Origin of the sequence: Candidatus Nitrotoga arctica (genome assembly GCF_918378365.1) — a bacterium.
Taxonomy (GTDB): domain Bacteria; phylum Pseudomonadota; class Gammaproteobacteria; order Burkholderiales; family Gallionellaceae; genus Nitrotoga; species Nitrotoga arctica.
In genome coordinates, this window is record NZ_OU912926.1 from 1550855 (window position 1) to 1564163 (window position 13309).

Sequence of the window (13309 nt, forward strand, 5' to 3'; positions counted from 1 at the left end):
GGCATGACTGAGAAGTGATTATTTCTAGTGGATTATTTGGGATTATTGAAATGTTGATATAATAGTTTTCGCACACAGCATTCCACTCATCACTGCTCCTTCCAGCGTAGCCGGATAATCGCCTGCCGTGTAATCGCCAGCTAACAGTACGTTGGTAAGCATTGTGGTATGGGCAGGACGAGGCAGGTTCGTTTCGCAGGAGAAGGTGGCACGTTTCTCTGCAATAACTTTGTGCCACAAAGGCGCTTCCATTATTCCAAGTTGTTCGCATATCTCTTGCGCTACTTTCTGCGCTAACAATTCATGTTTTAAATTCTGATGTTTCCCTTGCGCGCTAATGACGGCGGCGATGAGACCGTGCTGTCCGGCGATCTGTCCTTTATCAAACAACCATTGAGTAAAGCAGCGGTCTAAACCCAGCATCGGTTGTGGCAAGCGCACCTGTTCGGGGTATTGTAGATATAGGGTGTAAATAGGTTGATGCGGAATGGCTGCAATCTGCTCAGCTATGAATGCAAGTTGCGGCACGGTACGGAACAGTCGTGCAGCTGGAATGGGCGAGACTGCACAGATGACATGGCTGAATAGTTGGGTGTGCTCTGAGGCTATTGTAGTTGGCCGGGTAATTAATTCGATTTTATCGCCGTGTGGAATGATGGCTTCTACGCTGCAAGCGGTCAGCACCTTGCCCCTATGTTGTTTGATATATTCGCTTGCGCGTTTCGGAAAAAGTGCTGTGAAATCAACGCGTGGAAGCAACATGTCGCTATCGCTGCGCAAACCATTCAGACTATCGCGCAACACATGCAGTAACACTTGGGCAGAGGCAATGTGTATCGGTGTGTTGAGTGCCGAGATGCAAAGTGGCTCCCAAAGTAATCGTATCAGCTCGTCACCTTGACCATGCTTGCGTAACAATTTCAATACACTGATGTCGTGTGGCAAGGTGAAATTAATGCGGCGTAGCGCCAGCATAAAACGTGCGGCGCGCAAGCGGTCGCCGAATGACAGTCCTTTTGCGCTGAGCAACCCAGCCAGCAGATGGAAAGGGGCGGGAAGGCGGGGTGCTTTTAATTCAAAGCGATTGTGTAGTGTGAGTTGCAGCGGCAAATGCAGGAAATCATGCTCGATGTTACCGCCGACTTGTTCAATAAGCTGCAGTGTATGGTGATAGCAGCCAAGCAGAATGTGTTGGCCGTTATCGAGCTGGACATCATTATGCCACACGCCGCGGGCGCGGCCGCCGAGTTGCTTGGCGCTTTCGAATACCGTAACTGGAACATCTGCTGCAGCCAGCGTAACGGCGGCGGCCATGCCGGCGTAGCCGCCCCCAATGATGGCGACATGATAATTTGTATTATTGCTCACGATACCAATTCTCTGTTCGCTTTGAGCGTAGCGTTGCGAAGTGCAGAAAATTAATTCATCTCACTCCGACTCAGGCGTAAATGCATCTTATGGATTAGAACGGCAGATCAGGACAGTTTTAAAGTTCTTAGTTTTTCACCCACGTCTTCCATGCCAGCCACAGCTTGCGTAGCGGGGTGAGCGAAACGCGTTCTTTTAGCACATGACAGCCGCTGGCAACAATTTCTTCCAGAGTAGCTCGATAAATTGCTGCCATGATAAGGCCGGTGCGCTGCGCTTTGCGGTCTGTAGCGGGCAGTTGCTCGATTGCTCGTTGGTAATAGCGCTGTGCGCGATCAATCTGAAACTGCATTAATTTTTGAAAGCCTTCACTCTCTTTGTTATCAAGGATATCGTTGGTGTGCACACCAAAAAGCGCTAACTCACCAAGCGGCAGGTAGATGCGCCCGCGTCGAGCATCTTCACCCACGTCACGGATAATATTGGTAAGCTGGAAGGCAAGACCAAGATCGTGCGCATATTTGAGCGTATTACGGTCAGTGTAGCCAAAAATTTCAGCAGCGAGTAACCCCACAACCGAAGCGACACGATAGCAATACTGTTGCAGGGCCTTGAAATCGACATATTGGTGCTGCTGCAAATCCATTTCCATACCGTCGATGATCTCGTGGAAATGCTCTTGTGGCAGGTTGTATTGCTTGACTACCGGTATCAATGCCCGTGCGACCGGATGCTGCGGAGTTCCTGTGTAAATAGCAGTCACTTCGGTATGCCACCACGCCAGCGTAGTGCGTGCCACGTTCTCGTCCGAACTTTCGTCCACAACATCGTCTACTTCGCGACAAAAAGCATACAACGCTGTAATAGCGCGGCGCTTGTCTGGCGGGAGAAACATAAAGCTATAGTAAAAACTTGAGCCGCTTTGAGCTGCCTTGTCTTTGCAATACTGATCTGGAGTCATGTTAATTCGTAATCAACGGTAATTGGCTGGATTTCCTTTAAAAACCAAATGGTGCGCTTTTGCCCAGCATGATAACCCAGTCGAATGGGCGCAACATAGGACGTTGGCGGAACATGTCATACTGCACTGCTTCAAGCTTGTCGAGAATGCGGTTACCGCCAGCGATGATGAGCCGCATCTCAATGCCAATACGGCCGGTGAGTATGCTACCGAGCGGGGCGCCGCTGCGCATCAGGTCGCGTGTACGCTGAACCTGAAACTGCATGAGTTGCTGCCATTCCTTATCCACGCGGCTTTGCGCAACATGTGTTTCAGTTACTCCAAAGTGCGCCATTTCGTCCTGCGGTAAATAGATACGGTCAATGGCATAATCTTTCGTGACATCCTGCCAGAAATTGATAAGTTGCAGGCTGGTACAAATGGCATCGGAATATTTCAGGTTTGGGGGGGTGGCTTCTTCATACAGGTGTAACAATAATCTGCCGACTGGGTTAGCGGAACGACAACAGTAGTCCAGCACTTCGTCGAAATTGGCGTATCGTTTTTTGAGCACATCTTGCGAGAAAGCATCAAGTAGGTCGTGGAATAATTGCAACGGCAGTTGGTGCCGCGCAATGATGTCCGCTAAATCTTGGAACAAAGGCGTCAACGGTGCTTCATTGGCGGCGATGCGCTGGAGTTCACTACGAAAACTATCAAGTGCTGTAAAGCGTTCTTCCTCTTGGAGATCGCCCTCGTCTGCGAAATCGTCAGCCTGACGCGCAAACTGGTAAATTATTTCTACTGCCCGCCGCAAGCGTTTGGGCAGAAGGATGGAGGCAACAGGAAAGTTCTCGTAGTGATTGACGGCCATTTGAAAGCAAGCTTTGAGCGGTTATTCTCGCGTTGATGGGAGTCCAAGACACAGTAAACTGTGATGGTGATGACTTATTATCGCCAGCACGTTTCAGCTATATCCTTGCTGCAGATGGTGAAATTAGATATGTTTAGGACGCAGCTAGACTATGGTTCAGTTGTACCAAGTGCTGTGGTGTTAAAACCACCATCCACATAGGTGATTTCTCCGGTGATGCCGCTGGCCAAATCGCTACATAAAAACGCTGCAACATTACCTACCTCTTCAGTCGTAACGTTACGCTTCAACGGAGCATTTTTTTCATTGTAGTTTAAGAGTTTATTAAAATCGGCAATGCCTGCCGAAGCAAGTGTCTTAATCGGGCCTGCGGAAATGCCATTAACACGAATACCCTTGTGGCCGAGATTCATTGCTAAATAACGAACACTGGCTTCCAGACTGGCTTTAGCTAGACCCATTACGTTGTAGTGTGGCATGGTGCGTACCGCGCCGAGATAGCTTAATGTTAGCAGCGCAGCGGCACGGCCTTCCATCATGGGTAACGCGGCTTTAGCCATCGCCGGAAAACTGTAAGAACTAATGTCATGCGCAATTCGGAAAGATTCGCGGGTAAATCCATCAAGAAATTCACCAGCGAGGGCCTCGCGTGGAGAAAAAGCGATTGCGTGCACGAAGCCGTCGAATTTATCCCAATGTTTGCCAAGATTAACAAATAGCTGGTCAATTTCAGCATCACTCGTTACATCGCACGGGAATATTAGTTCACTGTCAAACTCTCGTGCGAGATCGCATACTCGGTCACGTATGCGCTCACCCTGATAGGTAAATGCCATTTCTGCGCCTTCACGCCACATGGCTTGTGCCACACCATAAGCGATAGAACGATTACTAATCATACCCGTAATCAAAATGCGTTTATTTGTCAGAAATCCCATGTTATTCCTTTTGAAGTGTTGCTTAATAATTCCCGCAATTATAGCCTTACTATCATTTCCACGCGTTACGCTGATACAACCTAAAATCTGTGATTGAAATTTAATTACGTTATTTCAAAGGGTTTTCCTCGAATTTCTACCAAGCGATAAAACGTGTGTGTCGACACGCCCATAATCTTGCAGGTTTTAGAGACGTTTGAAGTTCTGATGCAAGATTGAGCAATCCTGCTTTATGTTTAATTGTTGAGTTGCTGGTAATGAAAAATGAGCGTTACCTTTCTTTAAGTTTGATGACGGATTTAATACCCATATCAAACTGGTAACGCTCACTTTTACAAAATATTGTCAAATCAGATGGAGATATTTCAAATTCACATGATGGCGGTCTTAATTCAAAAGCGCGCCGCCATCATATCCCAATCATGGCTTAGAATGCTCTGCTAGCCACTTTCGTGCCAATGCCTGTGCCTGTTCTATTTGCACTTTTGCCAATTTGTATTCAATATTTTTTCTACTTCTCTCAGCCGCTTCGTACCCTTCTCCCGCTGCCAAGTTATACCACATGTGCGCTTGGACCCAGTCCTGTGGTACGCCTTGGCCACTTTCATACATCACCCCCACGCTGTGCTGCGCTTTTGCATTTCCTTGGTCGGCTGACTTTAGATACCACGATGCTGCTTCCTTGAAATCCTGTGGCACGCCTTGGCCATTTTCATACAGCAAACCAAGGTTGTATTGCGCTACTGCGCTACCCTGAGCGGCCGCTTTGCGATACCACCACGCAGCTTCTCTGTAATTTTGCGGCACACCTTTACCATTATGGTACATCTGACCTAGATTAAACTGTGCACCTGCATGACCTTGTCCGGCCGCTCTGTGATACAGAGAGTCTGCCTCATCATAGTCTTGAGAAACACCTTTACCATACTGGTACAAACCGCCAAGAGAGGTTTGTGCATCCGCAAGCCCCTGCCTAGCTGCATATCTATACCATACAGCCGCTTCTTTGAAGTCTTGAGGAACACCTTGACCCTTGTGGTACATCAAACCAAGATTATATTGAGCAACTGCATCGCCGTTGACTGCAAGCCGACGAAATTCTTTTAATGCAGCGGGATAATTACCTTTCTCATAAGCCTCAGTTGCATCTTGCAAATCAGCTTGCGCACCTGCACTCATCGCTAAAAAAATCATTGTCAAAAACAATCTGAATAAATTTACCTTAATTGTGTTGTGCATTTTGATTCCTCGTAATTTAAGTCTATTAACCCGACGTAATTCTGTTTTACCCTACACCGTCGCTATTGCCTTCGATCTGCTGATACATCTTACTCGTGTTTTAAAACACTGAGCTTGAGTGGGTGGATATAATCTCTAACAGTGTTTTTACATCCTACCACCATCATCATCAGCACTCAAACTCCATTCAAGCTATTGCTATGTGTAACACTCATCATTTTATCAGTCTGCATTGAATTAAAATTAAACAATTTTCGGCGAAACAGGAGGTTGTACGCCCATAGGGCGTGTATTTATGGGGTGCAAGACTTCGCCGGAGTTGGCGACAGCTCCAGAGCTGAGGTAGCTGCTCGTCTGAGACCGGGTGGAGTGTAACGAGATAGCGAACTATCAGTCCATGGGATAACGAACCTGTTTCCGCGGTGTATGACGGCGAGCTTGCAACCTCGTGATGAAGCTGGAATAAACGCGGCACGCCAGTGTGGCGGGTAAAGCGATGTTGCGGCATACTATATAATTGAGGGTGGAACGATAGGTTTTGTCGTAAATTTTGGCTCGGACGTTCCGTCTAGTGTGATTATTCCCGATACGTAGCTGGCCACTGTTTATAGCCCGTTGATGAGAGACATTATGCAATGCTGATTGACGTACATGCGTCGTAATGAATTATGCTCCTGCGGTAGTGGCAAGCGCTACAAACACTGCTGTGGTCTGCATCAAAATGCTCCTTTTCAGGTGCGTGTCGAGGCATTGGCGGCTCACCGGCAGGGATTGCTTGGACGTGCAGAAGTGCTGTACAAAAAAGCTTTAGTCGAAAATCCCGCCGACCTTAATGTGCTGCATATGCTGGGTGTGGTGCAATTGCAGCGCTTGAATTACCACGAAGCCCTTAAAAACCTTTTGGATACGGCGGAACGGACCGGTTGGGCTCAGCCCGAGATTCGACACAATCTAAGCCTCGTATTGGCCAGGCTTTTAACCCGGAAGGCCAACGACCGACAGACAGAACTCTTGACCGAGTTTGTGGCTTGGAAGCTCGAGCAGCAGCAGGAGGTCAAGGCGGTTTCCCCGCTAGTGTCTGTCGTCCTGCCCACATACAACCATGAACGCTACGTGGCTCAGGCGATAAACTCGGTGCTCGGCCAAACTTACCCTCACATCGAATTGATAGTCATTGATGATGGGTCGACAGATCGTACGCCAGAGAAGGTGACCAACAGCTTGGCGGGCGCATCCTGTCCGGTCCGTTTTATGGCCCAGAACAACCGGGGAGCCCCCGCGACCCTCAATGAGGGGGCTGAAATGGCACAGGGCCAATACCTTGCCTTCCTCAACTCCGATGACTATTACGATCCAGAGCGTATTGCCTGCCTTGTGGAGGAGATCGCCGGTCTCGCGATTCCATGGGGCTATTCGCTGGTGACCAGCGTGCGTGACCATACGACAACATCAGTCTCTGATGCGCATCGCCAGCGGCAGCTGGGCTATCTGGGCCGGGCCTCGAACAGTTTCGCTCTGGTTTCCCACAATACGTTAATCTCGACTGGTAACCTGTTCGTCGAACGTCAGTTCTTCCTCAATCTCGGCGGCTTCCGGGATTATCGCTACAACCATGATTGGGATTTCTGCCTGCGGGCGGCAGCGCTAGCCGAGCCCCTGGTCGTACTTCGTCCGCTCTACTTTTATCGAATCCACGAAAGCAATACCATCAAAGAGTCGAAGACGACGGTAACGGCGGATGCGGATAAAGTGCTTGGTAATTTCGTTGCTACCGCGTTGAACAACACGGCGCCTTGCACCAACCCATTGTCACCACAATGGCCGGCGAACCGGGTGGTGATGCTCAAACATCTCTTCTCTGCTGGAGAAGGGGCGTTGGTACCAAGCCACATAATGCGCCAGCTGGCTGCGGAAATGCGTGCCACCATGGCATTGCAAAGCACCCCAGCGCATTTGCCCACGGTACCTTATGGCCTGCGGAGAACTGCAGTCGTTGTGCTAGGCATGCATCGCAGCGGCACGTCCGCCTTCGCTCGCATGCTCAATCTTTGCGGCGCCTTCCTGCCGGCCAAGCTGAAACCGCCGCATCTAGGCAACAATCCAAAGGGTTTCTGGGAACCGGAGGATGTGGTCGAACTCAACGAGAGGATTCTTGGGCAACTGGGTGGAGGTTGGGGCCGGGTCGGATTTACGCTGCCGGCAGACGGCGATCTGGTCGACGAATTCGTGAGTGACGCCCGCGCTCTCCTTTCTTCCGAGTATGGCGATGCGAAGACGATCATCATCAAGGATCCTCGCATCGGCGTATTGGCCCCTCTGTGGCACCGGGCGCTCCTTGCCGCCGGCTATCGTCCGGTTTATGTCATACCCGTGCGCCATCCTTTGGAAGTAGCACAGTCGTTGCATGCCCGGGGGGACATGACCATCGGCAGTGGATTGTTACTCTGGCAGGCCTACATGGCGCGGATTGAGACTTTTGCCGAGGGGCAGACGGATGTCATTCACGTTCGTTTCACAGACCTGCTGGCCGACTGGCGCCAATTGGTCCGTCGGATCGGAGACCGACTCGATCTCCGACTTAACGATCTTAGTCAGGCAGACGCTATAGACCAATTTCTCGATCTGGCCCTGTACCGACAGAGAGTTGGGGATGACGACGCGCTCGCTGCGTTTCTCGAAGACTCGGCAGAGCATGGCCTCCGGGCGCTATACCGGTCATGTATCGACCGATGTAATCAAGATGCCGTTGCTTATCCTGTCGTTCCAGAAGCGGCTGGCCGTTATATATCCATGACCGCGGAAAGCTCAGTGCCCTCGACAACGACTGCGAGCTTTGTCCTTTGTATCGAAAACAACGGCATCCGCGACCAAGCGCTTTTGCTCTGCGAGAGCATCCGACGCTTCGGCGGACGCCACCGAGATGCACCTGTTCTCGCTTTCTCACCGAGGCCTGGACTTGGTATCGATGCAGAGACCCGCAGCGCACTAACCGACCTTTGCGTTCAGTATGTGGATGAACCGCTGAACACTTTCTGTCCCGAGTATGGCTCTGCCAACCGTGTCGTAGCGGCGGCCTGGGCCGAGACCCATTGCACCTCGGATTTTATCGTCGTGCTCGATAGCGATACGGTGTTTCTCAACGAGCCGCAACTGCCTGACGAAGCGGATGTCGCCGTCAGGCCGGTGGACTCTAAGGGCAGCGCCACCAGCGGCCCGGGTGACCCATTCGAGGCCTATTGGCAAATGCTTGCCGACATGGGCTCGACATCACTAGAGAGACTGCCCTACATGGATACGACGATAGGCCGGGAGCGCATTCGAGCATCATATAACGGGGGCCTGATCGTCGCGCGTCGAAAAAATGGTCTGCTCACTCGGTGGGCTAACCTGTTCACCCGATCGATAAAGGCGGGGCTGCGGCCCTATCGCGGCAGTGGTTTGAGTATCTTTGCCTCCACCGGCCACGTCGGACAGGTCGCCAGCGAGCACTGGGGATCCAATCAAGCAGCCCTTGCACTCACCGTCTGGGCCGGAACCGATCGGGTCGTTCATTATCCTGCCTGCTACAACGTGCCCTTGCACTTGGTTGCTTCGCAAGGGGACATCGACGCGGCCTGGTCCGCTCAGCCACCGATTCATCTGCATTATCATTGGATGTTCCAGCCTGAGTATCACGAAATCGCAATGGAACTCATGGCTAAGCTTGGAGTACCAGAAGACCGTCTCAGTTGGCTGGCGCGGCGCATTCCTCTCCAGAATTCTTAAACATTAAGCCCCCAAAGTCGCCACCATACGTTTTGCCGCTCATGTCCAACGTTAGTCGAAAGAAATACGAGGTCAACTATATGTTTAGAGAAGTATTAAAATTTTGGTTTGAAGAAATTGATCCAAAAATGTGGTGGGTTACAGACTCAAGCTTTGATAATGAAATTAAAGATAGATTTACTAATCTTGTTAGCCAAGCGGCTCAAGGCGGGTTATATGCTTGGAGAAAAGAACCAAAAGGGCGACTTGCAGAGATCATTTTAATAGATCAATTTTCAAGAAATATTTTTCGAAATACACCAAGAGCCTTTTCCAATGATCAAATGGCATTGGTGTTAGCTCAAGAAGCTGTTGAAGCTAAAGTACCACATGTATTAAGCAAAACAGAATGTGGGTTTCTATTACTCCCATATATGCACAGTGAGTCAAAGATAATTCACGAGGTTGCCGAAATCCTATATCGTGAATTTGCAACTCAATATAACTACGAATATGAGCTTAAACATAAAGCAATCATAGATCGTTTTGGAAGATATCCTCATAGAAATGCTATTTTAGGCCGTGAATCCAGCCCTGAAGAAATTGAATTTTTAAAACAACCAGATTCAAGTTTTTAACAGTGTTACAACCGCCCTTCAGTGTTACCCCGCCAACCCCACATAAACATTCTGCACGTCATCATCCGCATCGATGGCTTCGAGGAAGGCTTCGACTTCTTCACGTTCGGCATCGTTGCTGATGGTGACGGGATTTTTGGGGCGGTAGCCAACCATTGCGGAGGTGACGGTGAAGCCTTGTGCGGGTAGCGCTTTGCACACGGCATCCAGATCGGTGAACTGGGTGATGAAAAGAGTAGCACCGTCATCCGCAGGCTCAAAATCTTGCGCGCCCGCTTCAATTGCGGCGATTTCGGCATCTACATCTTTTGTATTGGGTGTCGCTTCAATCATGCCGACATGGTTGAAATCCCATGACACAGAACCGGGCGCACCCAACTGTCCTTTGCGGAACAGCACATTCATGCTGGATTTAGTGCGGTTGATGTTATCGGACAGACATTCAACGATGACGGGTACACGGTGCGGCGCGAAACCTTCGTACACCAGATGTTCCATGTGAAGCGGACCATCCAACAAGCCTGCGCCTTTTTTGATGGCGCGATCTAAGGTGTCTTTCGGCATAGAGGCTTTTTTGGCTTGCTCAACCACCAGACGCAAACGTGAGTTTGAACCAATGTCAGCACCGCCCTTTGCGGCCACCATGATTTCTTTGGCTAGCTTGCCGAAAATCTTACCCCTTGCATTCGCTGCGACTTCTTTGTGCCTTGCTTTCCACTGTGCGCCCATGTCTGTTCTCTTCTGTGATGGTTAATACAACAATCGTTGAGGAGGCATCTTGCCTCAAGTGGCGTGGTGGTTCAACCTACAATGGCCGATATTGCAAGACCTCGTCATTCCCGCGCAGGCGCGAATCCAGCGATGTTATTCAAAATGCCTTTGGAAAAATCCCTGGTAACAGACTCGATTGGTGGTTTTGTTTTTGACTTCCTCAGACCGTTCATGTGTTTGGGGCTTTATCAATTGAGTCTGACCTTATTGATTTTCACTCAGCCACCAATTCATTGCACTACCACTGGATGAGAGTGCGGCCAAGAAGCACAAAAGGAAATCAATTGAGTCCAGAAATCGACTCAAAAATCGCAAAATTGCGTTCGAATTCAGAAAAACAGAAAACTGACTGAATCCCAGCTAATTCGTCGCTTTGACGACGGATTTATAGAAGTGCCCTAAAAAATAAGCATTTTGCTTATTCTTTTTTATAGTACATCAATTTATTATTTGATCATCCAGAGACCGAAGTGGGTTGGTAAGAATTTACAATAGAAAGAAAAATTTTATGTTAACAATAGCAAATAGAGGCGGGAAAGCGGGAATATTATTGCTGATGGCCACCCTCTTATCGGGATGCGCCGGGGCGCGGTTCTACAGTGAGGCCAGAGACAATCAAGGGAAAGCGGCCCACGCCGCCTGGCAGAAGGTGGACTTAACCAAAATGGTAAGCACCGACAGGGACAACCTGAATCAAGTGCTGCAGGCGCAACTTGATACGCAAGACAAGCTGGCCGCAGCCATTCGCAACAACAAGCTACGCGCACTTATCGAGCAGGAGGTGGGTGAGACAAATAAGAAAGAACATACAGGCCTCCTCGCCAGTATCGAAGCGAGCCTAAACAATCTAGTCAAACCCGATGCAAGCAACGAAAAAGACGCTTCTAAAATCATCGCTGAGTCCCGCGAAGCAATTGAGACTTACCAGTCAGCCCTCACTGAAAAGGGTGTCTACGACCGCATTTTCTCGCGCAACGGCTTGGACGTTCCGTCCTGCGATGAAGTGAAGGACTCAAAGATTCCAGATGCTATTACGGAGTTCGAAAAGACCGCCAGCACTATTCAGAAGACATTCATTACGGGTGCCCTGAAAGAGGTAAGGAATGAGTGCGAAGACCCCATTAGCAAGAAATTCGATGCAGCATTTAGCGGTTTTGAAGGAGGTGCCATAGCGACCGCCGTCAAGCAACAGAAGGATGATGAAAAAAATCTGGCTGAAGCAAAGGCGAAGACGGAGAACTTGCGGACAAAATATAAGGTTGCGCTAAGTGCATACAACGCTGCGGTGACCGCAGCAGCTACTCCAGGCGCCCAGGACACGGCCGTCACCCCGGCGCCGACAAGGGCGGCCACGTCCGGTGACAAGGTGTGCCCGGATGGTCCGAAGACTGGTGACGATGCGGTCGTTAAGGCCGGGGAAGCGGGCAAGTACTTGTGCCGAATTGTTGCACTTATCGACGAGGCAGACGACGCATTCTCTATTTCCTTCATCAGCAAGGAACGCCTGGACGCGCTGGATAAGTTCGTGACGACGGTCACGAAGACCAACCTCGACGGTAAACTCCCCGACGATGCCAGCGAGGCCGCCAAAGCGTTCGTCCTCCTGCCAAAGCTAATGGTCGACGCTAAGGAATCCATCGCAGCAGCTAAAAAACCGTTGATGCTGCCTCTCATGATTAGGCGCAACATGGAGCAGCTCAAGCTGGACGGTGCCAACAAGGAAATTACGATTCTTGAGACCCGGGTTCAGCTATCCAAAGCCATTGTGGACACGCTGTATGCGCAAGCTGTACAGGTGTGGCGAGCGTATGAGACTCTAACATCAGATGGAAGCAAAGAAGGGTACCCGGATATGCGATCCGTTCTGCCGATGAAAATGGTGGAGGCGTTCTCCAAGGCATCCAAAGATCAGAAGGAGGTTCTCTACAATTCGGCGTCCATGTACTCGGATGCCTTAAATCGCCTCAGCGCAAAGCGCTACAAACTTGAGTATCAGCGCATCGCCACCTTCCAAGAGGTTTCGCTCTCCTACGCTGAGGTTAACCTGAAGCAGTGGAGTACCCTGATTGGCGGGTCGGTCGATCAAGTGGCGGAATCAGCTTCCTTGGGGATTAAACCTGAGACCATCGCCGCGCTTCTCAACACCATCGGCATATTCTATATTGGACACGGGGTGAGCAAATGAACAAGTTGAATTTTAGTGCACTTATAGGGGTTGTCGTCGCGCTGTCGCTTCTGGGAGGCTGCGCCAGCACGTCGCAGCCGGCATTGGATCAAGCCAACAATGGTGCGGCTCTGATGCTGTCCTTACAGGCGGAAATTGCGAAATTCAATGCGGTTCAGACCGCCATCCTGAAGGATCGGGTTGCGAGCATCAAGGATCAGCAAAGTGTCATGGCCACGTACGAAATTGACTTCAACTTTGACGAAAAGCTGCTCCTTCTTGCCGAGAAAAAGGATGTTGTTGACCTGTACAAGGCACTCACGGACTTAAGCGATGGCCGAATCAAGGATGAGCAGGCATTAAATACCAAATTGGCCGAAATTTCCGCCGCTCTCGACAAGCTCCTCACACCATTGCCAGATGTCTCGAAGGACTTGACGGAAGCACAAACGGCGTTGGCCGTCCTGGGGGAACAGCTCTCGGTGAAGGAGCGCATCGCCATCGTCACTGATTTTGCGAAAACTTTGGACAAGGCCATTAAGGATAACAAACAGAAAATTAGAGACGCCCAAAATTTAACTCCCACTGCTCCTGTTCAGGAACCTAAGCCCGCAGGTGCGTAAGCATTTCATT

11 protein-coding genes and 1 pseudogene are annotated in these 13309 nt (G+C 50.1%); 5 read left to right on the forward strand and 7 right to left on the reverse strand.

Annotated features, from left to right (window positions below; genetic code table 11):
* Positions 1 to 42: 42 nt before the first annotated feature.
* From hpnE to MKZ32_RS15440, 6 genes and pseudogenes are all read right to left on the reverse strand, one after another.
* A complete protein-coding gene (gene hpnE, locus MKZ32_RS06925; protein ID WP_239796601.1) occupies positions 43 to 1368 on the reverse strand; it encodes a hydroxysqualene dehydroxylase HpnE in 1326 nt (441 codons plus the stop codon).
* A gap of 127 nt (positions 1369 to 1495) precedes the next feature.
* Positions 1496 to 2329, reverse strand: a complete 834-nt coding sequence (gene hpnD, locus MKZ32_RS06930; RefSeq protein WP_239796602.1) for a presqualene diphosphate synthase HpnD — start codon at positions 2327 to 2329, stop codon at positions 1496 to 1498.
* Between the two features lie 37 nt (positions 2330 to 2366).
* Positions 2367 to 3182, reverse strand: coding sequence for a squalene synthase HpnC (gene hpnC / locus MKZ32_RS06935; RefSeq protein WP_239796603.1), 816 nt, complete (start codon positions 3180 to 3182; stop codon positions 2367 to 2369).
* A 149-nt stretch (positions 3183 to 3331) separates the two neighbouring features.
* On the reverse strand, positions 3332 to 4120 hold the full coding sequence (fabI, locus tag MKZ32_RS06940) for an enoyl-ACP reductase FabI (protein ID WP_239796604.1): 789 nt from the start codon (positions 4118 to 4120) through the stop codon (positions 3332 to 3334).
* 131 nt (positions 4121 to 4251) lie between these two features.
* Positions 4252 to 4379 (reverse strand): annotated as a pseudogene (locus tag MKZ32_RS15675) (helix-turn-helix domain-containing protein); the annotation flags it as partial.
* 161 nt (positions 4380 to 4540) lie between these two features.
* Positions 4541 to 5359, reverse strand: a complete 819-nt coding sequence (locus MKZ32_RS15440) for a tetratricopeptide repeat protein (protein WP_275584268.1) — start codon at positions 5357 to 5359, stop codon at positions 4541 to 4543.
* 651 nt (positions 5360 to 6010) lie between these two features.
* Between MKZ32_RS15440 and MKZ32_RS06955 the strand changes: the two genes are divergently transcribed.
* Together MKZ32_RS06955 and MKZ32_RS06960 are read left to right on the forward strand one after the other, a co-directional pair.
* Positions 6011 to 9124, forward strand: coding sequence for a glycosyltransferase (locus tag MKZ32_RS06955; RefSeq protein WP_239796605.1), 3114 nt, complete (start codon positions 6011 to 6013; stop codon positions 9122 to 9124).
* Positions 9125 to 9204: 80 nt separating this feature from the next.
* Complete coding sequence (locus tag MKZ32_RS06960; protein ID WP_239796606.1) at positions 9205 to 9741, forward strand: DUF924 family protein; 537 nt, start codon at positions 9205 to 9207, stop codon at positions 9739 to 9741.
* Between the two features lie 24 nt (positions 9742 to 9765).
* Here the strand turns inward: MKZ32_RS06960 and MKZ32_RS06965 are convergent, their stop codons facing one another.
* The gene (locus tag MKZ32_RS06965) at positions 9766 to 10470 is read right to left on the reverse strand and encodes a YebC/PmpR family DNA-binding transcriptional regulator (protein WP_239796607.1); all 705 of its coding nucleotides are present in this window, start codon (positions 10468 to 10470) and stop codon (positions 9766 to 9768) included.
* Between the two features lie 81 nt (positions 10471 to 10551).
* Here MKZ32_RS06965 and MKZ32_RS06970 point away from each other — a divergent pair, with 81 nt between their 5' ends.
* The 3 genes from MKZ32_RS06970 to MKZ32_RS06980 all read left to right on the forward strand — a co-directional run bounded on the left by MKZ32_RS06970 (position 10552) and on the right by MKZ32_RS06980 (position 13299).
* Positions 10552 to 10764 (forward strand): hypothetical protein, encoded by a 213-nt coding sequence (locus MKZ32_RS06970; protein WP_239796608.1) that lies wholly within the window; start codon positions 10552 to 10554, stop codon positions 10762 to 10764.
* 256 nt (positions 10765 to 11020) lie between these two features.
* Positions 11021 to 12697: a hypothetical protein gene (locus MKZ32_RS06975; RefSeq protein WP_239796609.1), complete on the forward strand. Its 1677-nt coding sequence runs from the start codon at positions 11021 to 11023 to the stop codon at positions 12695 to 12697.
* Entirely contained in the window at positions 12694 to 13299 is a 606-nt protein-coding gene (locus MKZ32_RS06980) for a hypothetical protein (RefSeq protein WP_239796610.1), read from the forward strand. The genes MKZ32_RS06975 and MKZ32_RS06980 overlap by 4 nt, the downstream gene beginning before the upstream one ends.
* Positions 13300 to 13309: the final 10 nt, after the last annotated feature.